A 23,396-nucleotide genomic window follows, 5' to 3' on the forward strand; every position below is an offset into this window, starting at 1 on the left:
CAATGGACGAACGACAGCTGAGGATCCTGCGGGAGCTCGGCGAACTGGGCAGTGTCACGGCGGTCGCCGAGGCGCTGCTGGTGACGCCGTCGGCGATCTCCCAGCAGCTGCGGCTGCTGCAGCGCGCGATCCCCGTGCCGCTCACCGAGCGTCAGGGGCGACGGCTGGTCCTCACCGACGCCGGACAGGCGCTGGCGGGCGCGGCCGTCGAGGTGGAGACGGCGCTCGCGCGGGCGCGGCATCAGGGCGATGCCCCCGCCGGCCGCCGCCTGCCTCTGGTCCACCGCATCAACGAGTTCGCGGTGGTGGCCGAGGTCGTGGCGGCCGGCGGGGGCATCGCCCTGATGCCGCGCTTGACGATGCGCCCGCATCCGGAGCTGGTACTGCGACCGCTCAGCGGAGTGCAGGCGCGACGGCACATCGACGCCCTGTACCGCCCCGAGCGCACGGCCCGCGCGGCGGTCCGCACGGTCCTGACGGAGCTGCGCCGAATCGCGCGCAGCATCCAGCACAGGGAAGGAGACGACCGGGCAACGTCCTGAAGGGACGCGGGGAACCGCGCGACGAGCCCCATGGGACCCGAAGCCGCCCCACCACGGGAAAGCCCCCCTCCTCAGGCGCTCAGAACGAATACCACCGCACCGCCTCGTCCCCGTTCCGCAGCGACGCCACCCGTCGCTCGAACTCGGCCAGCGCCTTCGGGTTGGTCGGGGCGTGTTGAGCGACCCACGCGCAGCTGGCCGTCTCGCGGGCGCCACGCAGCACATCGCAGCCCTCCCACTCGCGCACGTCCCAACCGTACGTCTCGGTGAAGGAGTCGTAGGCCTCGGCGGGAAGGCCGTAGCGGTCGCGCGAGAGAACCATGACGACCAGATCATGCTCGCGCAGGTCCGCCGAGAAGGTCTCCAGGTCGACGAGAACCGGTCCGTCCGGCCCCACGTGGACGTTGCGCGGAAGCGCGTCCCCATGAATCGGCCCCGGCGTCAGACGCGGCGTCAACGCGGCCGCAGCCGCCGCGAAGCCGTCCCGCCGCTCCCGCAGATACGCCGCGTCGGCCGGATCGACGGCATCCCCCGCCAGCCGCAGCCACCGCTCCACGCCGCCCAGCAACTCACGCGGCGGCAGCGTGAAGGAGGGCGCCGGCAGCGCGTGCACGACCCGTAGCAGTTCGGCCAAATCCCGTGGTTCGGCGGGCCGTACCGGATCGGGCAGCCGATGCCACACGGTCACCGGGTGCCCCTCCACCAGCAGCGCGTCCGTCTCGGCGGCCCGCACCGCCGGTACGCCCGCCTCGGCCAGCCACACCGCGATGTCCAGTTCGCGCCGCGCCCGGCCGATGAGCTCGGCGTCGCGGCCCACCTTGACGACCAGGTCACCGGCGGCGAACACCGCGTTCTCACCCAGGGCGAGCAGCCGCGCGTTCCGCGCCGGACCGGGCAGTACGCCTGCCGCGGCCAGTACGTCCCGCGCCTGTGCCTCGTCCATCGTCCGCCTCCGTGTCGCGCCCGGCCTGGTGCCGTGTCATCCGCACCTATGGCGTCGAGTTCCCGCCATCCGCCGGCCAGTGTCGCATTCCCACAGGTCGGACCATGTGCCCGCGGCCTTGACGGGGCACTGCGCCTTCACGACCATGACGGGGCCCACCCGAGCCGTGCAAAGGGGCTGATTCCGTGACAACGGTGACCGAGGCGGAGAGGCCGGTGAGACGCACGCCGGGCGGCAGGAGGCAGCGGCGCGTCATGGAGCACGGCGCCTGGTTCCTCGTACTCCCCGCCCTGATCCCCATTCTCGTCCTCAGCGTCGGCCCACTGCTCTACGGAGTCCTGCTGGCCTTCACCGACGCCCAGTCCGGACGGACCCAGCCCACCCAGTGGATCGGCGGTCTCAACTTCCGGGACCTGCTGCACGACACGCTGTTCTGGGAGTCGTTCCGGATCGGCCTGGTCTGGGCCGTCGGGGTGACCGTGCCGCAGTTCCTGCTGGCGCTCGGCCTCGCCCTCCTCCTCAACCAGGATCTGCGCCTCAGATGGCTGGCCCGCGCCCTCGCGATCGTCCCGTGGGCCATGCCCGAAGTCGTCGTCGGCGTGATGTGGCGGCTGGTCTACAACCCCGACGCGGGCATCCTCAACGAGACGATCCGCGACCTGGGCCTCGGTGACGGCCGCGACTGGCTCAGCGGGCTCGCCACCGCCCTGCCCGCCGTCATCGTGGTGGGCATCTGGGCCGGGATGCCGACCACGACGGTCGCCCTGCTCGCCGGCCTGCAGAACACCCCGCGCGAACTGCATGAGGCGGCCGCCGTGGACGGCGCCGGCGCCTGGCGCCGCTTCCGCACGGTCACCTGGCCCGCGATCAGACCCGTCGCCCTCTCCATCACGGCACTCAACCTGATCTGGAACTTCAACTCCTTCGCCCTGGTGTACGTGCTGACCAGCGGCGGCCCCGGCGGCCGTACCCGGCTGCCCATGCTCTTCGCCTACGAAGAGGCCTTCCGCTACGGGCAGTTCGGCTACGCGGCGGCGATGGGATGCGTGATGGTCGCGGTGATCTCGATACTCCTGGCCGTCTTCCTGGCCGGCCGGCTCAGGGGAGGTGACCACGCATGAGGACCAGCCGGACCGGTCGCGCCGGACAGTACCTCGCCCTGCTCGCCTACCTCCTCTTCCTCGCCTTCCCCTTCCTCTGGCTGGTCTCCACCGCCTTCAAACCGCCCCGCGAGCTGGGCAGCCTGCACCCCACCTGGATCCCGAAGGACCCCACACTCGCCAACTTCCGCCAGGCCTTCGACGAACAGCCCCTGCTGCACGCCGCCCTCAACTCCCTGGTCGCCGCGCTCGGCGCCGCCCTGATCGCCGTACTGCTGGCGACCCCGATGGCGTACGTCATGGCCCGTCGGCGCACCCCGCTCGCGCGCGCGGCGACCGGCTGGGTCGTCGTCAGCCAGGCGTTCCCGCTCGTGCTGCTGATCATCCCGCTGTTCCTGGTGCTGAAGAACCTGCGGCTGATCAACTCGGTGCCGGGGCTGGTCATGGTGTACGTCGTGTGGGCGCTGCCGTTCGCGCTGTGGATGCTCGTGGGGTATGTACGGGCGGTTCCGGCGGAGTTGGAGGAGGCGGCGGCCGTCGACGGGGCCGGGCGGCTGCGGACGCTGGTGTCGGTGACCGCGCCGCTGCTGGCGCCGGGCATCGTGGCGACGGCGCTGTTCGCGTTCGTCACGGCGTGGAACGAGTTCTTCTTCGCGCTCGTTCTGCTGAAGACGCCGGAGAAGCAGACCCTGCCGGTGGTCCTCACGCACTTCATCGGCGCGGAGGGCGTCGCCGACCTCGGCCCGCTGGCCGCCGCCGCGTTCCTCGCGACGCTGCCCTCGCTGGTGGTGTTCGCGGTCATCCAGCGGCGGATCACGGGCGGGATGCTCGCCGGGGCGGTGAAGAGCTGATGCGGAGGAGCTGGTTCATCACCGCGGTCCTGGTCCTGCTGCTCACGAGCTGCACCGGCGGCACCCGGGAGAGCGACGACGGCACGGTCACCCTGCGCTTCCAGTCCCTGGCCTGGCAGGAAGAGTCCGTCGAGGTCAACAAGGAGCTGGTGAAGGAGTGGAACGCGACCCACCCGGACGTCAAGGTCGAGTACGTCCAGGGCAGCTGGGACAGCGTCCACGACCAGCTGCTCACCTCCTTCGAGGGCGGCGAGGCCCCGGACATCATCCACGACGCCTCGGACGACCTCGCGGACTTCGCCTACGGCGGCTACCTCGCCGACCTGACCGACCTGCTGCCCGAGCGGCTCAAGGCGGACATCCCGCAGCACAGCTGGGAGACGGCGACCTTCGGCGACGGAATCTACGGTGTGCCCTTCCTGCAGGAGCCCCGGGTGCTCATCGCCAACGCGACATGGCTGAAGGAGTCCGGCGTACGCATCCCGACGCCGGACAGGCCCTGGAGCTGGCCGGAGTTCCGGCGGATCACCGACGCGCTCAGCGGCGACGGCAAGTACGGCGTCGCCTGGCCGCTGAAGGAACCCGTCTCGGCCACGCTCAACCTGTCCCTGTCGGCGGGCGGACAGCTGTTCCACCGGGACGCCGACGGCAAGGTGACGATCAGGTTCGAGGCGGGCGACCAGGTCGTCCCGCGCACCATCCACGACCAGGCCAACACCGACCGCAGCGCCTCGCCCACCACGCTGGGCAGCGGCGGCTCGGACACCCTGCCCGGCTTCTTCGGCGGCAGATACGCGATGGTCCCGCTCGGCTTCTCCTACCGCCAGCAGATCGTGCAGCAGGCACCGAAGGGCTTCGACTGGCAGGTGCTGCCCGCCCCGGCCGGCCCCGGCGGGCTCGCCCAGGGCGTCAGCCCGCAGACGTTGTCCATCGCCGAGGACAGCCCGCACCAGCAGGAGGCGGCGCGGTTCATCGACTTCCTGCTGCGGCCGCAGAACATGGTCCGGCTCGCCCTCGGCGACTGGATGCTGCCCACCGGCACCCAGGCGCTGAAGGACCCGGCCCTGCACACGGCGGAGCACGACTGGGCCACCGGCACCGCCCTCGCCGGACATCTGCGCCCGGCGCCCGCCCAGTCCGTCCGCGGCTACCCCGAGTGGAAGGACAAGGTGGCGACCCCGGCGTTCCAGGAGTACTACAGCGGGGCGATCGGACTCGGCGAACTGCGCGAGCGGCTGGAGGAGGACGGGGACCTGGTGCTGGCGAGATACCAGCGCTGAGCGGCATACCACCACTGAGCGGCATACCAGCGCTGAGCGGCGGGCGGCCGGCGGAAAACCCGTTGCCCGCCCCCTTCCGGCCCGCCTAACGTGCCGTACGTGGGACCCAACGCGATCTTCATTTCCGGTCAAGCCCGGGGCTGCACGTACTCCATTCGGATGCGCCGCGGCCCCGGTGCCCTGACCGGTCCGGGGAGCGACACCATTTCCTGACGCCCGTGAGCGTCCGAGCTCCTCTTTTCTTCTCCGTCTTCCGGTCGGGGCCTTCGTCTGCCCGTTTCCCGTCACGGAAGACAAGGACCATCGGCCATGGGCCGTCCCACCCGCGTTTCCCGCGCGCTCTCGCAGAACTTCCTCACCGACCGCGCCGCCGCCGCACGCCTCGCCGCACTCGCCGTACCCCGCCGCACCCGGCCCGCACTGCTCCTGGAAGTCGGCGCGGGCAAGGGCGCGTTGACCGAGCTGCTCGCCCCGCGCTGCCGCGAACTGCACGCGTACGAGATCGACCGGCGACTCGTGCCCGCCCTGCGGGCCCGCTTCTCGGGCGCACCCCACGTGCGTGTCATCGATGAGGACTTCCTGGCCGCGCGGCCCCCGCGCACCCCCTTCTCGGTCGCCGGCAACGTCCCCTTCTCCCGCACCGCCGCCATCGTCGACTGGTGCCTGCGAGCACCCGCCCTCACCGACGCCACACTCCTCACCCAGCTGGAGTACGCCCGCAAACGCACCGGGGACTACGGGAGTTGGACCCGGCTGACGATCCTGACCTGGCCCCGCCACGAGTGGCGGCTGGTCGGCCGGGTCGGACGGCACAGCTTCCGGCCCGTGCCGCGGGTGGACGCCGGGATCGTACGGATCGAGCGGCGCCGTACGCCCCTGCTCGACGCCCGCGCGTACGACAGCTGGCGGCACCTGGTCGAGCTGGGCTTCTCCGGCGTCGGCGGATCGCTGCACGCGTCGCTGCGCCGGGTACACCCGAGGCGGCGGGTCGACGCGGCGTTCCGCGGGGCCCGCCTCGACCCCGGGGTTCTCGTCGGTGAGGTGCCGCCGGGGGCGTGGCTGAGGCTGTACGAGGTGCTGGCTCCGTGAAACCAAGTTGCACGAGACGTATCGTCTCGCGTACCGTCGTGGTCATGACCAGTCCCGCTCACATCGCCATGTTCTCCATCGCCGCCCACGGCCACGTGAACCCCAGCCTGGAGGTGATCCGGGAGCTCGTGGCGCGCGGCCACCGGGTCACGTACGCGATTCCGCCCGCGTTCGCCGACAAGGTCGCCGAGACCGGCGCCGAACCCAGAATCTGGAACTCCACCCTGCCCGGACCCGACGCCGACCCGGAGGCCTGGGGCAGCACCCTGCTGGACAACGTCGAGCCGTTCCTGGACGACGCGATCCAGGCGCTTCCCCAGCTGATCGAGGCCTACGAGGGGGACGAGGGGGACGAGCCGGACCTGGTCCTGCATGACATCACCTCGTACCCGGCCCGCGTGCTCGCCCACCGCTGGGGCGTGCCCGCGATCTCGCTCTCGCCGAACCTCGTCGCCTGGGAGGGCTACGAGGAGGAGGTGGCCGAGCCGATGTGGGCGGAGCCGAAGAAGACCGAGCGCGGACAGGCGTACTACCGCCGCTTCCACGCCTGGCTGGAGGAGAACGGAATCACCCAGCACCCCGATCCGTTCGTCGGCCGGCCCGACCGCTCCCTCGTCCTCATCCCCAGGGCGTTGCAGCCCCACGCCGACCGCGTCGACGAGTCCGTGTACACCTTCGTCGGCGCCTGCCAGGGCGACCGCACCGCCGAGGGCGACTGGCAGCGGCCCGCCGACGCCGAGAAGGTCGTCCTCGTGTCGCTCGGCTCGGCCTTCACCAAGCAGCCCGCGTTCTACCGGGAGTGCGTGCGGGCCTTCGGCGACCTGCCCGGCTGGCACCTGGTGCTCCAGGTCGGCAGGCATGTGGACCCGGCCGAGCTGGGGGACGTGCCGGCCAACGTGGAAGTGCGGTCGTGGGTGCCGCAGTTGGCCGTACTCAAGCAGGCCGACCTGTTCGTCACCCACGCCGGTGCCGGCGGCAGCCAGGAGGGCCTGGCCACGGCCACCCCGATGATCGCCGTACCGCAGGCCGTGGACCAGTTCGGCAACGCGGACATGCTCCAGGGGCTCGGCGTCGCCCGGCACGTCCCGACCGAGGAGGCCACCGCCGAGGCGCTGCGCGAGGCCGCCCTCGCGCTCGTCGACGACCCGGAGGTCGCCCGGCGCCTGAAGGACATCCAGGCGGAGATGGCGCGGGAGGGCGGGACCAGGCGGGCCGCCGACCTGATCGAGGCCGAGCTGGCCGCCGTACGCGACACCCGCGAGAAGGCGTGACAGGGCGGGGCCCGTCGACACCCCCGAGGTCGACGGGCCCCGCTTCGCCGGGCAGGCGGGGTCAGACGGGCACCCGCTCGCCCTCGTCGTCCCGGGCCGCCCCGCGGGTCACGGCCTCGGGCGCCTCGTCGTGCGTCAGATCCGGCAGCCGGTTCAGCCACTTCGGCAGGTACCAGTTGCGCTCGCCCAGCAGCGCCATCACCGCGGGGAGCAGCACGCCCCGGATGATCGTCGCGTCGATGAGCACCGCCGCCGCGAGGCCCACGCCCATCTGCTTCATGGACTGCATCGACAGCGTGCCGAAGATCGCGAACACGGCGACCATGATGACCGCGGCGCTGGTGACCACCCCGGCCGTGGTGACCACGCCGTGCTGGATCGCGTCCTTCGTGCTGCGGCCCCGCAGCCGCGCCTCGCGGATCCGCGAGACCACGAACACGTGGTAGTCCATCGACAGGCCGAACAGGATCACGAACAGGAACAGCGGCAGCCAGGTGATGATGGCGCCGACGCCCTCCGCGCCCACCAGGGACGCGCCCCAGCCGTGCTGGAAGACGGCGACGAGGATGCCGTAGGCCGCGCCCACCGACAGCAGGTTCAGCACGATCGAGGTGAGCGCCACCGTCAGCGAACGGAACGACAGCAGCATCAGTCCGAAGGCGAAGACCACGACGAACGCGAAGACCGGGATGACCGCTCCGGCCAGCTGGTCGTTGAAGTCCTTCGAGCCCGCGACCTGCCCGGTGATGGGCGCCTCGACGCCGTCGACCTTGCCGAGCGTGGCCGGCCGCACCTCGTCGCGCAGCTTGTCCAGGCTCGCGCCCGCCCTGTCGAGGTCGGAGCCGCCGACCAGCGGGACGTAGACGAAGGCGAGGTTGTGCTCGTCGTGCAGCTTGATCTCCACCGGGCCGCGCGAGGCACCCGAACTGATCGCCCGCTCACGGAAGTCGGCGAGCGCGGACGTCACCTCGGGAGCGTTGATGTCATCGGCCCTGACGACGACCTCGGCCGGGTCGGAGCCGCCCGGGAAGGCCTCGTTGAGGCGGTTGTACGTCTGTACGATCGGCAGCGAGTCGCCGAACTCCTGGTCCAGCGTGAGGTTCTGCGTCTTCATGCCGAGCGCGGGCGCCGCGATGGCGAGCAGCGCACCGGCCGCGACGACCACCGAGATGACGGGCCGCGCGAGCACTCCCTTGAGCACCGCCGTCCAGAACCGGCTCTCGCGGTTGCCGCGGCCCCGGTTGCGGCGGAACTTGCTCTCCGGGTGCAGGAAGGGAATCTTGCCCTTCTCGACCCGCTCGCCCAGCAGCGACAGCAGCGCCGGCAGCACCGTCACCGACCCGACCATGGCGACCGCCACGACCATCAGCGAGGCCAGGCCCATCGCCTCGAACTCGGCGAGCCCGGTGAACAGCATGCCCGCCATCGCCACGCACACCGTGACACCGGAGACGATGATCGCGCGGCCACTGGTGGCGGCGGCGACCCTGAGGGCGGTCTGCGCGTCCCGGCCGGCCTCGCGCTCCTCGCGCTCACGGCGCAGATAGAACAGGCAGTAGTCGACGCCGACGGCCAGACCGACCAGCAGCATCACGGAGTTCGCGGTGTCACTCATCGGCATCACATGGCTGACGAGGCCCATCAGGCCCATCGTCGCCATGATCGCGGTGATCGCCAGCAGCACCGGCAGCAGCGCCGCCACCAGCGCGCCGAAGGCGATGAGCAGAATGCCGAGGGCCACCGGCACCGCGGAGTACTCGGCCTTCTGGAAGTCGTCCCCGAACGCGTCGTCGAACGTCTTCATCATGCTCGCGCCGCCGATCTCCTCGATCCGCAGCGACGAGTGGTCCCGCTGGACGTCCGCCACGGCCTTCAGCACCGGCTCGACGCGCTCGCCCGCGGTGTCCGCCTCGCCGCGCATGTCGAACTGCACCAGCGCGCTGCGGCCGTCCTTGGAGATCGTCTTCGTGTCGTACGGCGACGTCACCTCCGTGACCCTGCCGGTGCCCTCGACCGCCTCGACGACCGCGGTGACCGCGGCCCTGAACTCGGCGTCGGTGGCCTTGAGCGAACCGTCCTTCGCCTGGATCAGGACCGTCTCACCGGCCGGCTCCTCGATCCCGGCGTCCTCGACGATCTTGGCGGCGGTGTGTGTCTCGCCCTTCAGCTGATCGCTGTCCTTGACGTCGACCCGGCCCGCCGCCGAGCCGAGCCCCATCGCCAGGACGACGAACAGCACCCAGATGCCGACCGCCGCCCATCGGTGCCGGGCGCTCCAGCCGCCGGCCCGGGCGGCGAGCCCCCGCACCCGAGAATCTCCGTTCCCCATGACGGGCCATCCCCCTTGACTGCGGTGGCAGCCCCCTGCCGCCACCTTTCGTTTCGAAGGTATGGGCCGGATAAAGACATCTCGTCGTGCTGCCCGGTGAAGTACGGCGGCCGAAACTCATCCGCTCGGGCCCCTGGCCCTCCCCACTGGGGAGGACATGGGCCCCTTACATCGACCCAGAACATCTCGGGGGCGGCGATCAGGGGCGCGAGATCGTGCCGCGCCTCAGGGCCTGTCCGGCGGATCATGCCGGCGTCGCGGGCTCTGGCACGCTCGGCTTGGCCGGTCAGCACTGTTCCTTGCAGCCGACCTGATACGCCGGACAGGCCCTAGGCTGGCCGGATGACGACGACGTATGCGGCGCTCCTGCGCGGAGTCAACGTGGGCGGCAGCAGAAAAGTCCCGATGGCCCACCTGCGGACCCTGATGACCGGCCTCGGCTACGACGGCGTACGTACCTACCTGCAGAGTGGCCAGGCGGTCTTCGCGACCGACCACGGCGACGAGACCTCCCTGGCCGCGGAGATCGCGGCGACGATCCAGCAGCACTTCGGCTTCGACGTGGACGTCCTCGTGCGCGACCACGCCTATCTCAAGGCGATCGCCGACAACTGCCCTTTTCCGGCCGCCGAGTTGGAGCCGAAGCAGCTCCACGTCACCTACTACTCCGCCCCGGTGGACGCCGAGCGCTTCGCGGAGATCGACCCGGCCGCCTACCTGCCGGAGGAGTTCCGGCTCGGCGACCGTGCGCTGTATCTGTACGCCCCGGACGGCCTGGGCCGCTCCAAGCTCGCCGAAATTCTGTCGCGCCCTCGGATCAACAAGGGTTTGATCGCCACCAGTCGTAACTGGAACACCGTGGTGAAACTCGTGGAGATGACCGGTGACTGACGTCCGCGACACCGCCACGAGTTCGGTTCGTCGGGACGGCGCTGGGACAAGGCGTCGACCGTGTCCCGCCTGCCCGTGGACACCGATCCGGCGGACCGGTACGTCGTCACCTCCGAGATCCGAGGCGTCCAGCTCGCGCCGGACATCGTCCACCTCACCTTCGACACGGAGTACCTCGGCAGGCACGCGCACCGCAGTTCCCTCTGGCGGCTGACGGCCGACGGGTGGCAGATGTACTTCCACCAGGGGACGCCGTTCAACGCTGCGGAAGACTGACCTCGCGCAGCCCGAACCAGGGCGACTTGGAGAGGATCTCGCGGGGCGGCGCCAGCCGCGGCTCCGCGTACAGGCGCCGGGCGTCGTCGTCGGTCCGCGCGGCGGCGACGGCGTCCAGGAGGGCGAGGTCGTCCGCGGAGAGCGACTCGTGGTCCTCGAAACCCGCCAGCGGCTCCCAGCCGTCCCAGGGCAGCGTCTCGACGCCGTTCCGGCAGGCCAGATCGAGGACGAGGCTGCCCCGCACGAACCACATCCCGCGCAGGCCCGGGTCGGACCAGAACCCGAACGTCTCCGGGTCCGCCTCCCCGGCCCGGCACGCCCGCCAGGCCTCGCCCGCCACGAGGAACCGGTCGCGCGGGACGTCGAGCGGGTCGAAGTCGATGTGGTCGTACGACGGATGCAGGACCTGTGGGTCGACCAGCCGCCAACCGCCGTCCGGAAGGCGGTACTCGGTGACCCAGTGGTCCTCGTGGAAGCCGTCGACGAAGTAGGTGCCGAAGCCGCCGCGGACCCGGGCGGGCGTGCCCGTCGCCCGCAGCAGGGAGACATGCAGCAGCGCGAAGTCCCGGCAGGTGCCCACGAAGCGCTCCTCCGGCTTGCGCGCCCCGGTCAGCGAGCCGTCCCCCCGCTCACGCAGGATCCGCAGGATCTCGGTGACATAGCGGGACTCCGCGTCCTCGTGCAGCCGCCGCTCGGGGATGGCGTGTCCCAGGCGGCCCCCCGTCGCCCTGATGGATAGTTCCGCACTACATGCGCGAGTTGGCCAGGATCACTCGGCAGCCCACTGACGTCCAGGTCCCCCGGATCGCTGTACGGCGACTGCTTCAGGTGGAAGTCGTCCATGCCGAGGAGCGTGAACCCTGCCCCAAGGGCAAGGTCAACGCGGCGGACGGCTGTGCGAGGCTCGTCCCATGCGCTACATCATCATCGGGGCAGGGGCGGTCGGCGGCGTCATCGGCGGCCGGCTCGCGGGCTCGGGACACGAGGTCGTACTGGTCGCACGGGGTGCCCACTTCCAGGCACTGCGGGACCGCGGGCTGCGCCTCAGAGTGCCGGAGGGCGAGCTGACCCACCGGCTGCCGGTCGTCGAAGGACCGGCCGCGCTCGGGGAGCTGCGGCCCGACGACGTTCTCGTCCTCGCGGTCAAGACGCAGGACAGCGTGGCCGCGCTGCAGACCTGGGCGCCCGCGCCCGTCACCGGCGGCGGTACGGCCGCCGAGCGGCTGCCGCTGTTCTGCGCGCAGAACGGTGTCGAAAGCCAGCGGCTCGCCCTGCGGCTCTTGCGACGGGTGTACGGCGTCTGCGTCTGGCTGCCGTCGACGTACGTCGAACCCGGCGTCGTCTCCGCCGCCGGCAGCCCCCTCACCGGCATCCTGCACCTCGGCCGCCATCCGCACGGCACCGACGAGACCGCCCGCCTCGTCGCCGCCGACCTGGAGAAGTCGCACTTCGAGGCGCCGGTCGTGGCGGACGTGGCGCGCTGGCAGTACGCCAAGCTGCTGGCCAACCTCGGCAACGCCCTGGAGGCGGTGACCGGCCCCGTCGACAGCGAGGAGGCCGCAGCCCTGTTCCGGCGTGTGCGGGCCGAGGGCGCGGCCGTGCTCGACGCCGCCGGGATCGCGTACGCGAGCACCGAGGAGCAGCAGGCGGTGCGGGGCGACAAGGTCACCCTCGTCCCCCTCGACGGCGCCCCGCGCGGCGGCGGCTCCTCCTGGCAGTCCCTCACCCGCGGCACCGGCACCATCGAGGCCGACTACCTCAACGGCGAGATCGCCCTCCTCGGCCGCCTGCACGGCGTACCGACCCCGCTGAACGAGCTCCTGCAGCACCTCGCCAACACCTTCGCGCGCGAGCGGCGGGCGGCGGGATCGATGCCGGTGGGGGAACTGGTGCGGCTGGCGGAGGAGGCGGTTGTCAACACGCGCTGACCGTCATGCGGCGACTCGCGCGAACTCCGGGACAAGGCACGGCCGTTGTCCCTAGGGTGAACCCCGCCAAGACAGCAGGAAGGGCAGGTCACCGTGGCGGGCAGAGCTTTGCCGGCGTTGCCGCAGTACCGCAAGGACGGGGTGACCCGGCGGCTGTGCGCGTCGGTGCATCTCGACGACGCCTTCGCCTTCGAGGTCGACCGGGACCTCACCGGTGACCGGCTGAACGCGATCGGTCTGACCCTCGGCATCAACTTCGTGGCGCTCGCCCGGCACGCGCGCGTGGCCGTGCGGCGGCGCGAGGCGCTCGACCGGCAACTGGCCTGGCTGGGCCCGGCGTTGGTGGTGGCGCTGCTGGTCGGGCTGGCGGGGCTGACCGGCAGCAACGGATCCGTGGCACAGGTCGGGCTGTACGGCCCCCTCGGCATCCTCGCCGCCGGCTGGTGGCTGGTCCACCGGGCGCAGTCCCAGGCCCGCGCCGCGGCGCAGCAGGTCTTCCGCGACCCCGAGAGGGCCGAGAGGCTCGCCCCGCCCGTCGAGCCGGAGGCGGAGGCCTGGCTGCAGGAGCACGCGTACAAGCGCGCCAACGTCCTGCCGTACGCCGACGCGGCGGCTCGCACCAACCCGTTCGTCGGCAGTGGCACCGCGATCAGGAAGGCCGGCGTCTGGCAGCCCATCGACGTCAGCAAGCCCGCCGAGGCGCCGGGCGGCGGCAGGCTCCCCGTGATCCCCTTCGACGCCGTCGACCTCCACACCTATGTGGCCCGCCAGATGGAGGGCGTCGCCGGCCTGGACGGGCTGCGCGTCAAGAACCGGCTCTACGTCCTCGGCAGCAACGCCTACCTGCTCGGCGACCTGGTGCCCGACCGCACCCGGCGCCCGTCCGCCCAGATCCCCAAGCAACTCGTCCAGGCGGGTCTGGAGAAGCCGGGCGCGGGCATGCGGACCCATCTCTGCCTGGAGCGGGTCGGGGAGGGCGGGCGGATCGTCGTCTCCATGTACCTGCGGGCGATCCTCAACCAGCCCAGCCTCACCTGGGAGGTCGCCGCCTACGCGATCCCTCCGCTCAGCGGGCGCTTCCACCGCGTGGACCGGCTTCCGGTGGCCCCCTTCGACCGCTGGTGGAGCCTCGTCGCCCACGCCACCACGCACACCTGGCCCGAGCTGAGCGGCGCCCTGCGCCGTATCCGCGAGCGCAGGCGGCGGCGCCGGGCCGACGCGCGGTTCCTGAAGAAGGTGCGCCGGGACATCACCGACCAGCACATGGTCTACGACTACGGCGCCGCCGACAGCCTGCGCGAGCGACACGCCGACTGGGACGAGGCCGGCTACGCCGAGCGCATCGACTCGCAGGACTACCTGTACCGGCTCCAGCAAGGGGTGCTGACGGCGACCGAGAAGTTCCTGCAGGACCACAACGTCGACACCAGCTCGTTCGACAAGGCGCAGCAGATCATCAGCAACCAGACCTACAACATCGAGAACGTCAGCAACAGCAACCTCGGCAACCACAACCAGGTCAACCACAACGGGCCCCAGGGGAGCGGGCCCTCGGGGCAGCAGGGCGCCGGCGGAACGCCACCGGCCAAGCCCTGAACCGCGCACAACAGGAGGGCGGGACATGAGCACGTACAACATCCGCAACATCAACGGGCCGGCCAACATCGGCGACCACGGACGCATCGAGATCAACAACGGCGCCGACCCGGCCGCACTCGTGCGGCTCGCGGAGCGGCTCGTCGAGCGGCTGCACACCGAGAACCCGGCGCTCGTCCCGCAGGCGCAGATCATCCAGGGCGAGCTGGTCCACGCCGCACAGGACGGCCAGCCCGCCAACCGCGGCCGCATCCGCTCCGCCCTGGAAACCATCGGCATCGGCGTCGCGGCAGGCAGCGGCAGCCTGGCCCTGGCCCAGGAGATCGGCCGGGTGCTCGGGCTCTGAGGGGAGGGCGCCCCACACGTCCTGTGGGGCGCCCCCATCCGGTCACTGGGCGCGTACGACCGGGTCACCGGACGCGTACGACCGGGTCACTTGGCGCGTACGACCGCCCGCACCCCGCCTCCGAGGTCCAGCTCCAGGCCCGAGCGCAGCGGGACCGTCTGGCCGGGGCCGATCTGCTGGGGCGTGCCGTCGGAGCGGGTGCCCGTCCAGGTGTCCTTGGAATGGTTCTTTATGCCGAAGCGGCCCGGCTTGCTGGGGTGTTCGACCAGCTCCGCGACCAAACTCCCGTCCGAGCAGTCGTGCCGCGCCGGCTCGGGCAGCAGATGGTGCGTCTGGACGCGTGCCTCCCTGCGCAGCCGGATGTGGTGCTCGGTGCGCGGTGGCGGCGTGGTCACCGTCAGCCGGGGCGGCAGCACCAGCTGTGCCCTGCACGACCAGCACACGCGCGACGGCGGGTTCGCGCCCGGCTCCGTCATGTTCTGCCGCCCGCAGGACGCGCACTCGACCACCGCGTCCAGCACCGCCCGCAGCGCGTTGCGCCACTCGGTCTCGCGCACCCGGGCCGCGGGATCGTGCAGACCGGTCGTGAAGCTGCGGCGGAACAGCTCCTGGAGGGTGCCGACCGCCGCGTCCCACGTCGCCAGCACGGTCGCGTGCTCCATCGGGTCGGGCGCGTTGGAGTCGTCCGCCGGATCGAAGACGAACAGCGGACTCCTGCCGTACAACCGCTTCTCCGCCGCCTCGTCGAAGCAGTGGATGCCCAGCTCACGCATGCCCTCCAGCGGGTGGTGGTTCATCAGCAACATGAACAGCAGCACGGCCAGCGAGTGCAGGTCGGACTGGGTGCCCGGGCGCGCCCCCGGGTCGGCGCGCACCAGCTCCGGCGCCATGAACTTCATCGTCCCCGAGATACCGCTGGCATCGCCCTCGACGACCGCGTTGTCGTTGTCGCAGACCAGCACGTCACCCGTGGCCGGATCGAAGAAGACGTTCCCCCAGGAGATGTCCCGGTAGGCGATACCGCGCGAGTGCAGCGCCTGATACGCCTCCACCGTGTACAGACAGGCCGTCAGCAACGCCCGTGTGCTGGTGCGCAGTTGCCGCCGGAACAGGTCCGGCAGCCCCTTGAAGCGCTCCGGGCGCAGCGCCATCAGGTAGCCGAACGAACCCCGGTGCGCGCTGACGTACGCCTCGGGCCACAGGAACCGGTCGTCGTCGAAGTCCCGGCTGACCAGCTCCTTGACGATCGCCTCCTGCTCGGGCGTCGCACACGTCGGGTAGTACCACTTGAGCGCCTTGTCGCCGCCCGGAGTCCGCACCCGGTACACCTCGCCCTGACCGCCGGCCCCGAGCAGGTCGATGATCTCGACCTCGTCGCCGTTCTCCGCGGCCAGCCGCGTCCCGCTGTCGAGCATGCCGCTCATCTTCTACGTCTCCGTCTTCCGTTCCGTTTCCATGGCCGGGGTGTCCTCGGCCACCAGACCGACGTGCCGCAGCGCCGCCGCCAGGGTCGTGTCGTCACCGGAGTACCGCGAGGCCTGCCGCAGCCACTGAGGCAGCGAGGCCCGCACCCCGTCGCTGCCCTCGGCCAGCAGCCGGCCGTCCAGGCCCGCCACGAACTCCCGGTACCCGTCCGCCGAGGCGAAGCTCTTCGACAGCCCGTCCGTCGACAGCACCACCAGCCGCGGTGTCCGCGCCTCGTCGAACAGCGGCGCCCAGTGCGTCCGCACCGCACGCCAGGCCTCGGAGCCGCACAGCGACTCCGTCTCGTCGCCGAGGTCCTCCTCGCCGGTCGCCAGCGGCCGGCGCAGCGTCCCGTCGTGCTCGACCACCGCCAGGTCCCCGTCGCCGATCTGCCAGGCCACGAAGAGCCAGGGCGTGAGCACCGCCCCGATCAGTGTGGTGCCGTACAGCACCAGCTTCTCGTCCGGCGCCGGCTCCCGCGCCCCCTCGTCGGCGACCGGGCGGTGCCGGTCCCAGTGGCCCAGGGCCGCCTCCCGCCAGTCGTGCACCAGCACGCGCGGGAAGTCGTCCCGGGCGTAGGTCATCAGCCGTGCCAGGCGTCCCCGTTCATGGCAGTCCCGCGCGGCCCGCCCGAACTCGGCCGCCCGCACCACGAACCGGTCCACGGCGAACCGCGCACCGAGCCCGCTGCGCGCGTGCACGGCCGAGCCGTGCCCGTCGGCGACCGCCAGCACCAGCGGATCGTCCCCGCCGCCGCTGCCCTCGCAGGCGTACCAGTCCTGGTTGTGCTGCTTGTTGACCCCCTGGACGCTGTCGCCGATCGTCTCCCAGCGCCGCACCCCGAGCGTCACCACACGTCGTCGTCATCGTCGTCGTCGAGGACCGGCGGCGCGTACGGCTGCTTCACGGCCGCGTCCGCGGAGACCGCCATCTGCTGCGAGGCCGCCTTCACCGCCGCCGTCGACGCCCAGCGGATCGCCGCCGCGAGCTGCTTGGGGCTGTTGGCGTCCAGCGGCTGCAGCTCGGGGTTGCCGAGGAACTCCTGGAGCACCGAGCGGTCCGCGTCGGCGCCGATCGCGATGGCGACCCGCACCGCCTTGCGGCCCCACGGCGTGGCGTCGATCGCCTTCAGGCCCGCCCGCCAGTCGTCCGTCGGCACCCCGTCCGACACCAGCGCCAGCACCGGCTTCAGCGCCCGCTGCGGCATCGGCGGGCTCTGCAGCTCCCGCGAGACCAGGTGCAGCGCCTCGCCGAGGTTGGTCATGCCGTCCACCTCGACGTCCTGCCAGGTGAAGTCATCCACCGGGACCGGCGTCGGATGGTGCCACTGGGCCGTCGTGGAGAACGTGATGGTGCGCAGCAGCAGCTGGGCCGCCGGGTTGTCGTGCGCCACCGAACGCATCTCGGGAACGGCTTCCCTGATCGCGTAGTTGAGTCTGGCGATCTTCTCGCCCTGCATCGAGTACGAGCAGTCGAGCAGCCAGATGAAGTGGACCGGCCGGTTCGCCATGGGCCCGCCGGGAATGTCACTCACTGAGCTTGTCCTTTCCGGTAGTTGAGATGTCGTACGTCGCGGATCAGGGCAGCAGCCACATCGCGAGCAGGGCCAGGCCGGCCCCCGTCAGCACCAGCGAGGCGAGGAACAGGCCCGCCGCCATGCGCCGGCCACGCCCGATCGGCTTGGTCACCTGGGTCATGCCGGGCTGTACCTCTTCTCGCGCTCACCGCCGCGCGGCCTGGTCCCGCGCTCCTTGCCGCCCGCACCGCCGCCGGGCCCGATCAGCGCCCCGGTCCGCAGCCCCGAGGCCGCGAGCAGCCACAGCACCGGCTCGGCGGCCCTGCGCTGCTCCGGCTCCAGCGGGCCGGTGCCGGTGGCCGCGTGGGCGCTGACCGCCCAGTAACGTGCCGACCGGAAGTCGTGCCCGAGGGCGCGGACGAGGCCGCCCAGGCCGATCTCCGCCAGCCAGGTGTCGATCCGCGCGCCGGCCACGGGCAACGAGGTCAGCTGGTCCAGCACGTCCCGTTTGGTGACGACCGCCGCCACCGACAGCCGGCCGCGCCGGCCGGTCAGCGCGGCGAGCTCGCCGATCAGCCGCTGGTACGTCTCCCACGGCCCCTGCGCGGAGGGGCGGGCCGCCCCCGCCCGCCGGGCGTCGTCGGCACTCAGCCTGCCGCGCACCTTGGGGTCGGCCAGGACGTCGGCGACCAGGACCACACCGTCGGCGTGCGCCAAGTACCGCTGGGCCCGCACACGTTCGGCGTCGCTCACCGACTCGCCCATCGGGTCGTACAGATACAGCAGCCGGCGCCGCCGCCCCCGTGTCACGGTCAGCATCAGGGCGCGCGGCTGGCCGCCGGTCGTGGCGTGCGCCCAACCGGTCTGCTTCAGCTCCTGGCCGAGGTCCACGGCCGTACGGCGGTCCTCGGCGGAGGCGTACTCGACGGTCAGGTCACCGCGCCGGGCCCACGCGTGCAGGCCCTCCACCATCGCCGCCATCAGCATGGTCTTGCCGGACGAGGTCCCGCCGACCAGCGGGGCGTGCACCACACGGGTGGTGCCCGCCGTCTCCGGCAGCGGCCGGGTGCAGTGCGGGCACAGCGCGGTCAGCTTCCCGCGCCCCGCGAGCCGGGTCGTCGGCAGCCGGTGCCCGCACGCGCACGCGTGCCACAGCACGCCGTACCGTCCCGGCCGCAGCGCGCGATGCTCGGCCCGGCAGTTCGGGCAGCGGTGCACGGCCAGCGGTACGGGGCGATAGCAGCCCGGATAGGGGCACTTGACGCGCACCCCCCGCGCCAGCAGCCACCCGCGCTCCACACCCCGCAGCACCGGTACGGCCGCCGCGCAGCCGAGCCACACCAGGCCGAGCAGCACGGCGAACACGGCATGGACGAGGCCCAGTACGACGGTGGCGAGCACGACACTGAGCAGCGCGCCCAGGGCGAAGCCGGGCCCGAAGCACGCCGCCAGCACAAACCTGGACGCCGGTGAGCTGCCGCGCACCCCCGAGGGACGCCGCCCGTGGAACAGGTTCCGTACGAACCGCTCCATCCAGGGGTCGCGGAAAGCGGTCCAGATGACCCGCATCCCGTACCCGGCGGCCGAGACGGCGTCCACCCGCAGCTGCCGCCACCAGTAAGCGAGATGCGCGGGCTCCCCGGCACCCACGGCCGGCACCCGCTGATCCGGCCGCCCCGCCTGCCACGGCCCGAGCCCGCGCCAGACGGCCCCGACGCCGATGCCGAGGAAACGCCACAGCAGGCGGAAGAGACAGAGGCCGACGGCGATGGCGAGCGACGAGCCGAGCAGGGCGAAGAGCGGGAAGGCCAGGGTGAGCGTGTTCACGAGAGTCATCGGCGCCGCCCCTCGGCAGGCGGTTCCACGTCTCCCGGCCACACCGGCGGCTGGTCCGTGCCGCGTCGGCCGCGGCCGGACAGACGGCCGGCGAGACGGCCCAGGGCGCCGGGGCGGTTCCAGGTGCGGAACGCGTCGAGCCTGCCGCGGCCCGCGCGGCCGAGGGCCTCCTCGACCGCGGCGACGTCCTCGGCGGGCAGCGCCCGCACGACCGGCCGCAGCACCTTCGTCAGCAGGGCCGTCCGCGTCTCGTCCCACTCCGTACGGGTCCCGGGGAAGGCGCTCCAGGCGCAGAAGCAGGCGGCGGCAAACGACGGCACCGTCCGCAGCCGGCTGCCCACCCGGTCCGAACGCCCCGCCCGCTCGTACGCCGCCAGCAGCGCCGGCTCGGCCGACCGGGCCAGGGCGTACAACTCGCTCTCCGGCGCCGGTCCCTTGACGAGCCGCCACGCGAGGGCGTCGAACACCCGGTCCACGACCGCCGCCGGAACGGGCTCGGCCGCGCCGTCCCGCAGCGCCAGCACCCGGCCGACCCAGTCCTCGCCCTCGCCCTCCGTGCCGAGCAGGCCGGCGAATTCCAGCAGGAGCAGGGCCGCGCGCTGTCCGGGACGCAGCTCCGTGGGGAAGCAGCGCAACAGGTCGGCTGCGAGGGCAGGGACGTCGTGGTCGTCCCGGGGCGCGGCGAGCGCGGCGTCGATCAGCAGGTCCCGGGTACCGCTCGCGCGGTGGATGTCCGAGCCCAGTTCGTTCAGCAGCAGGCTCGCCTCCTGGCCCGTCGGCAGATCGCCGGACCAGACCAGAGCGAACGCGGTGCGCAGAACCGCCGGGTCGGCGTGCGGCGAGACGCCGGCGGTGCGCAGGACGCTGTGGAACCGGCCCAGCCGGTCACCGCCGGGCTCGCCCGCCGTGGCGCACATCCGCAGATGCGGGAACCCCGGCTGCAGGCCGACGGGGAGCCCCGCCCCGGCCAGCCTGCGCGCCACACCGGGCGGGTCGGCCGCGGCGAGCGCGTTCAGGGCGCCGAACAGCGCGATGCGCAGGGCGGGGTGGTCGTGCACGGCGTCGAGGAGGGCGGACGCATACGGCGCGGGCGAGCCGCCGGAGGGTGCGTCGGCCGCGCCGCCGGAGGGGGCGGCGCCTGAACGGTCGGCCGGTGTGCTGCCGGTGCCGTCGGCCGGGGTTTGACTCGACCGGCCGTCGGCCGGGTGGCGGCCCGGGGCGTCGCTCGGCGCCTGAACCGTGCGGTCGGCGGGGTGGCGGCCCGGCCTGTCGGCCGGTGTGCTGCCGGAGCCGTCGCTCGGGGCTTTGCTCCACCAGGCGTCGGCCGGGTGGCGACCCGCGGCGCCGGGCGACGCAGGACCCGCGCCGTCAGCGGGGGAGCGCCCCGGCGCGGCGGTCGCCGCATACCCCTCCGCGTGCCCCTCCGCACACCCCTCCATGTCCCTGCCGCCCCTGCCTGCCGCGCCCGGCGCGTCCGAGCCCGGTCCGCCCGCCGCAGCCGTCGGGTGGTCCGCGACCAGCCCCCGGGCCAGCCGGGCCGCCAGTTCCGGAAGCAGGTCCTGGCAGTCGATGTCCAGCAGGTCGGCGATCCGCAGCAGCGCGAGGGGACGCCCGGCGGCCGGCTCCCGCTCGTCGGCGACACCGGCACGCAGCGCGGGCGCCAGATCCCGGGCCAGTGCGGCCTGCGCCGGTGCCGTCAGCGACCCGGCACGCAGGGCGGGCACCGGCCCGCGGCCCAGTACCGCCGAGGTCAGCACCCGCGCGGCGAGCGGCGCCGTCACGGCGACCGGCACCCGCCCCTCCAGGCGGGCCAACAGGTCGGCCAGCGCGGCGTGTTCCTCGCCTGCCGGGGCGGGCGGGGCGGGCCTGGCGACGACCGGCTCGTGCCCGGCGCACAACGCCCCCACCAGCGCCGCCAACGTGTCGTCGGAGAGCGAGCCCGCGTGGTCCACCGCCCACCGCGCCGCAGCCGTACGCCCCTGAGCGCCCAGCTCGACCCCCGCCGCCAGCGCGGCCACCGCCAGCGGTCCGGCCTGTGCGGGCGTCTCGCGGAACAGGTCGGGGCGCCCGGCGCACCAGATGTGCGCGCAGACCTGGGCCCACACGTCCGTGACCGGCTCCGGCGACGGTCCGGCCGTACAATCGTGGACCCGGTAGCGGTGGTCGTGGCTGACCGGCTCGGAGGACGGCAGCACGCCGATGATCTGCTGCCGGGCCTGCTGCGGGCGGCGGGTGTACGTGGTGAACGTGAGCCGGTGGGCCTGCTCGCGCGGCAGCACCGCACAGGCGAGCGCGATCCACTGGGCGACGTCCGCGCTGTCGTGCTCGACGAGGACGATCTGGGCGGCGGCGTCCGGATCCGCCACCCAGGCCCGCAGGTCGGCCAAGAACGCCGCCAGGCGCTCGGACCGGGACGCGGCGAACGCGATCAGGCCGTCACGCCGGAGCAGGCCCGACGGCTCGAAGCGCTCGACCGGCTCGGGCCGGCCGTTGACGGGCGTGGAGTCCGCCCAGCGCGGCGACTCCCACGCCGTGATCGGCAGCGCGCCGTCCGGCAGCCGCGTCCCCGGCGGCATATGCAGCGCGTGCGCGTGGAAGTTGCCCCAACGGCCGCTGTAGTCCGCCCCGGTGTACACCGAGCGGCTCAGCAGCCGCCCTCCGTCGGCGAGCGCGGAGAAGGCGAAGGCCTTCGGGAAGCTCTTGAGCTGTTCGGCGTCGGGGCGGGCCGGGAAGTCGCGCGGGGGCTCGTAGCCGATGAGCTGCTCAACCTCCCTGAGCAGTCCGCGCGGGACCCCGGCACTGACCGCCGTGAACCGGAACCCCGAGCCGTCGGGCCCGGGCGGGGCCGATGTGTAGTGCAGCTGGGCGAGGGTCACTTGACACGTCCCTTCCCCGCCCGCCCCTTCGTGGCGGAGCGCACGGGCAGCAGGCCCCGGCGGGCCAGCAGCCACAGCAGCGGGTCCTCCACCCGCACCGGCTGCGGCCCCGACTTCGGTGCGTCCGCGGGCGCCTCGGCGGGCGGCGGCGCACCGAGCGCCGACAGTCCGAACAGCGACAACTCCGCGAAGTCCAGCTCCAGTTGGCGCACAAGGGCTCCCGAGTCCCAGTCCGCCATGAGCGACCGGATCTCCTCGTGCACGGCGAGCCGGTCGTCCTCGTCGAACCGGCCGTCGGTGTGCGGCGCGTTGCGCAGTACCGGCGAGTGCGGGTCGAGCAGCGACCTGAGCATGTCCGTCTTGGTGACGGCCACCGCGATCGGCGTGGACACCCGGCCGCGCGAGCCGCCCTTGCCGTGGGCGCGCAGCTGGGCCGCCAGGTCGGCGGCGATCTGCTGCGGCGGGGTCTCCACCACCGGCAGCGGAGGGCCGTCGTGCACGGGCAACCGGTCGCGCACGGAGCCGAGCTGGAGCGGATCGACGAGCAGGACTATCCCGTCCGCGGCGCTGAGATAGCGGGTGTAGCGGTCCATCGCCTCGGCCCCCGCGAGGTCCTCGCCCGCCGCGTCGAAGAACACCAGGGTCGTGTGTCGGGTACCGGAGCCCGGCCGGCCGCGTCTGGGCAGGCTGAGCCGGTACAGCAGCGGGTCGTTGAAGCCGAGGGCGGCCGGACGGGTGGCGTCCGGCAGCCGCAGCCGCTCGTAGAGGTCCTCGGCCATCTCCTTGTCCCGCTGCTGGGTGGACTGCCCCATCGCGGCCAGCGAGGCGTGGAAGGCCTGCCCTACGCGCTGGTTCAACTCGTTGACCAGCACGGACACATAGGTGCTCTTGCCGGAGGCCTTCGCCCCGACCAGGGCGATGATGCGGCTGTCCTGGTCGCAGTAGTCGCTCGGCAGATCGCTGTGACAGGCCCGGCACACCCGGACCGGCGTCTGCACCCCGCAGTCGGGACAGGGCACGCTGCTGCCGCCGCGCAGTGCGCTGCCCAGGGCGGGGATCCTGCGGGCCGCGGTGAACACGGGCCCGCGCATCCGGGCCGCCGGCGGCACACTGGGGCCCATGAACCCGGCCCATATGTCGTCGCGTTGAGGGCCGCAGGGGGTACCGCCGCGGACGCCGCTCGGCGTCATCAGACAGCGGTAGGGCAGCTTGGCCGCGGCGGCGCGGTCGAAGCAGTAGGGGCAGATCACGGTCGTCATGGC

Annotated in this window: 19 protein-coding genes and 1 pseudogene; 11 read left to right on the top strand and 9 right to left on the bottom strand. The window is 72.7% G+C overall.

The window, feature by feature from the left end; all coding sequences use genetic code 11:
* Positions 1-2: 2 nt before the first annotated feature.
* Complete coding sequence (locus AQI70_RS15575; protein WP_062149390.1) at positions 3-542, top strand: helix-turn-helix domain-containing protein; 540 nt, start codon at positions 3-5, stop codon at positions 540-542.
* A gap of 79 nt (positions 543-621) precedes the next feature.
* Here the strand turns inward: AQI70_RS15575 and AQI70_RS15580 are convergent, their stop codons facing one another.
* Positions 622-1,485, bottom strand: coding sequence for a phosphotransferase enzyme family protein (locus tag AQI70_RS15580; protein WP_062149393.1), 864 nt, complete (start codon positions 1,483-1,485; stop codon positions 622-624).
* A gap of 185 nt (positions 1,486-1,670) precedes the next feature.
* Here AQI70_RS15580 and AQI70_RS15585 point away from each other — a divergent pair, with 185 nt between their 5' ends.
* The 5 genes and pseudogenes from AQI70_RS15585 (at position 1,671) to mgt (ending at position 7,076) form a co-directional block, all read left to right on the top strand.
* Positions 1,671-2,606, top strand: a complete 936-nt coding sequence (locus tag AQI70_RS15585) for a carbohydrate ABC transporter permease (RefSeq protein ID WP_062149396.1) — start codon at positions 1,671-1,673, stop codon at positions 2,604-2,606.
* Positions 2,603-3,436, top strand: a complete 834-nt coding sequence (locus tag AQI70_RS15590) for a carbohydrate ABC transporter permease (RefSeq protein WP_062149399.1) — start codon at positions 2,603-2,605, stop codon at positions 3,434-3,436. Before AQI70_RS15585 ends, AQI70_RS15590 begins: the two co-directional genes overlap by 4 nt.
* A complete protein-coding gene (locus AQI70_RS15595; RefSeq protein WP_062149402.1) occupies positions 3,436-4,716 on the top strand; it encodes an ABC transporter substrate-binding protein in 1,281 nt (426 codons plus the stop codon). Before AQI70_RS15590 ends, AQI70_RS15595 begins: the two co-directional genes overlap by 1 nt.
* 309 nt (positions 4,717-5,025) lie before the next feature.
* Positions 5,026-5,805 carry an ErmE/ErmH/ErmO/ErmR family 23S rRNA (adenine(2058)-N(6))-methyltransferase gene (erm, locus tag AQI70_RS15600; protein ID WP_062149405.1) on the top strand — a complete coding sequence of 260 codons (780 nt, stop codon included), beginning with the start codon at positions 5,026-5,028 and terminating at the stop codon, positions 5,803-5,805.
* A 7-nt stretch (positions 5,806-5,812) separates the two neighbouring features.
* A pseudogene (gene mgt, locus AQI70_RS15605) lies at positions 5,813-7,076 on the top strand (macrolide-inactivating glycosyltransferase).
* A gap of 61 nt (positions 7,077-7,137) precedes the next feature.
* Here mgt and AQI70_RS15610 read toward each other — a convergent pair.
* Positions 7,138-9,405, bottom strand: coding sequence for an MMPL family transporter (locus AQI70_RS15610; RefSeq protein WP_062149411.1), 2,268 nt, complete (start codon positions 9,403-9,405; stop codon positions 7,138-7,140).
* Between the two features lie 342 nt (positions 9,406-9,747).
* On the opposite strand from AQI70_RS15610, the gene AQI70_RS15615 reads away from it, so the two are divergent.
* Together AQI70_RS15615 and AQI70_RS15620 are read left to right on the top strand one after the other, a co-directional pair.
* Positions 9,748-10,296, top strand: a complete 549-nt coding sequence (locus AQI70_RS15615; RefSeq protein WP_062149414.1) for a DUF1697 domain-containing protein — start codon at positions 9,748-9,750, stop codon at positions 10,294-10,296.
* A gap of 60 nt (positions 10,297-10,356) precedes the next feature.
* Complete coding sequence (locus AQI70_RS15620; protein ID WP_244181643.1) at positions 10,357-10,572, top strand: hypothetical protein; 216 nt, start codon at positions 10,357-10,359, stop codon at positions 10,570-10,572.
* Here the strand turns inward: AQI70_RS15620 and AQI70_RS15625 are convergent.
* A complete protein-coding gene (locus tag AQI70_RS15625; protein ID WP_062149417.1) occupies positions 10,553-11,152 on the bottom strand; it encodes a transglutaminase-like domain-containing protein in 600 nt (199 codons plus the stop codon). The two genes, AQI70_RS15620 and AQI70_RS15625, sit on opposite strands and share 20 nt — an antisense overlap.
* Positions 11,153-11,483: 331 nt before the next feature.
* On the opposite strand from AQI70_RS15625, the gene AQI70_RS15630 reads away from it, so the two are divergent.
* From AQI70_RS15630 to AQI70_RS15640, 3 genes are all read left to right on the top strand, one after another.
* Entirely contained in the window at positions 11,484-12,500 is a 1,017-nt protein-coding gene (locus tag AQI70_RS15630) for a ketopantoate reductase family protein (RefSeq protein WP_062149420.1), read from the top strand.
* Between the two features lie 93 nt (positions 12,501-12,593).
* A complete protein-coding gene (locus AQI70_RS15635) occupies positions 12,594-14,096 on the top strand; it encodes a hypothetical protein (RefSeq protein WP_244181645.1) in 1,503 nt (500 codons plus the stop codon).
* Positions 14,097-14,121: 25 nt separating this feature from the next.
* Positions 14,122-14,442, top strand: a complete 321-nt coding sequence (locus AQI70_RS15640) for a hypothetical protein (protein WP_062149423.1) — start codon at positions 14,122-14,124, stop codon at positions 14,440-14,442.
* Positions 14,443-14,528: 86 nt separating this feature from the next.
* On the opposite strand, the gene AQI70_RS15645 is transcribed toward AQI70_RS15640, so the two are convergent.
* The 6 genes from AQI70_RS15645 to AQI70_RS15670 all read right to left on the bottom strand — a co-directional run bounded on the left by AQI70_RS15645 (position 14,529) and on the right by AQI70_RS15670 (position 23,393).
* Entirely contained in the window at positions 14,529-15,866 is a 1,338-nt protein-coding gene (locus AQI70_RS15645; RefSeq protein WP_062149427.1) for a protein kinase domain-containing protein, read from the bottom strand.
* Between the two features lie 3 nt (positions 15,867-15,869).
* Positions 15,870-16,760, bottom strand: coding sequence for a protein phosphatase 2C domain-containing protein (locus tag AQI70_RS15650; RefSeq protein ID WP_062149430.1), 891 nt, complete (start codon positions 16,758-16,760; stop codon positions 15,870-15,872).
* Positions 16,754-17,416 (bottom strand): vWA domain-containing protein, encoded by a 663-nt coding sequence (locus tag AQI70_RS15655; RefSeq protein WP_003996892.1) that lies wholly within the window; start codon positions 17,414-17,416, stop codon positions 16,754-16,756. The genes AQI70_RS15650 and AQI70_RS15655 overlap by 7 nt, the downstream gene beginning before the upstream one ends.
* A 183-nt stretch (positions 17,417-17,599) precedes the next feature.
* The gene (locus tag AQI70_RS15660; protein WP_244181647.1) at positions 17,600-19,258 is read right to left on the bottom strand and encodes a TRAFAC clade GTPase domain-containing protein; all 1,659 of its coding nucleotides are present in this window, start codon (positions 19,256-19,258) and stop codon (positions 17,600-17,602) included.
* A complete protein-coding gene (locus AQI70_RS15665) occupies positions 19,255-22,134 on the bottom strand; it encodes a GTPase-associated protein 1-related protein (RefSeq protein WP_062149433.1) in 2,880 nt (959 codons plus the stop codon). Before AQI70_RS15665 ends, AQI70_RS15660 begins: the two co-directional genes overlap by 4 nt.
* Positions 22,131-23,393: a TRAFAC clade GTPase domain-containing protein gene (locus AQI70_RS15670; RefSeq protein WP_062149437.1), complete on the bottom strand. Its 1,263-nt coding sequence runs from the start codon at positions 23,391-23,393 to the stop codon at positions 22,131-22,133. The genes AQI70_RS15665 and AQI70_RS15670 overlap by 4 nt, the downstream gene beginning before the upstream one ends.
* Positions 23,394-23,396 lie beyond the last annotated feature (3 nt).

It is taken from the genome of Streptomyces curacoi (assembly GCF_001513975.1).
Taxonomy (GTDB): Bacteria; Actinomycetota; Actinomycetes; order Streptomycetales; family Streptomycetaceae; genus Streptomyces; species Streptomyces curacoi.

Bases quoted from the DNA above. Each gene is read 5' to 3' on its own strand.
- AQI70_RS15575 (WP_062149390.1), top strand. From the start codon at position 3: ATGGACGAACGACAGCTGAGGATCCTGCGGGAGCTCGGCGAACTGGGC.
- AQI70_RS15580 (WP_062149393.1), bottom strand. From the start codon at position 1,485: ATGGACGAGGCACAGGCGCGGGACGTACTGGCCGCGGCAGGCGTACTG.
- AQI70_RS15590 (WP_062149399.1), top strand. From the start codon at position 2,603: ATGAGGACCAGCCGGACCGGTCGCGCCGGACAGTACCTCGCCCTGCTC.
- AQI70_RS15595 (WP_062149402.1), top strand. From the start codon at position 3,436: ATGCGGAGGAGCTGGTTCATCACCGCGGTCCTGGTCCTGCTGCTCACG.
- erm (WP_062149405.1), top strand. From the start codon at position 5,026: ATGGGCCGTCCCACCCGCGTTTCCCGCGCGCTCTCGCAGAACTTCCTC.
- AQI70_RS15610 (WP_062149411.1), bottom strand. From the start codon at position 9,405: ATGGGGAACGGAGATTCTCGGGTGCGGGGGCTCGCCGCCCGGGCCGGC.
- AQI70_RS15615 (WP_062149414.1), top strand. From the start codon at position 9,748: ATGACGACGACGTATGCGGCGCTCCTGCGCGGAGTCAACGTGGGCGGC.
- AQI70_RS15630 (WP_062149420.1), top strand. From the start codon at position 11,484: ATGCGCTACATCATCATCGGGGCAGGGGCGGTCGGCGGCGTCATCGGC.
- AQI70_RS15640 (WP_062149423.1), top strand. From the start codon at position 14,122: ATGAGCACGTACAACATCCGCAACATCAACGGGCCGGCCAACATCGGC.
- AQI70_RS15645 (WP_062149427.1), bottom strand. From the start codon at position 15,866: ATGAGCGGCATGCTCGACAGCGGGACGCGGCTGGCCGCGGAGAACGGC.
- AQI70_RS15655 (WP_003996892.1), bottom strand. From the start codon at position 17,416: ATGGCGAACCGGCCGGTCCACTTCATCTGGCTGCTCGACTGCTCGTAC.
- AQI70_RS15660 (WP_244181647.1), bottom strand. From the start codon at position 19,258: ATGACTCTCGTGAACACGCTCACCCTGGCCTTCCCGCTCTTCGCCCTG.
- AQI70_RS15670 (WP_062149437.1), bottom strand. From the start codon at position 23,393: ATGACGACCGTGATCTGCCCCTACTGCTTCGACCGCGCCGCCGCGGCC.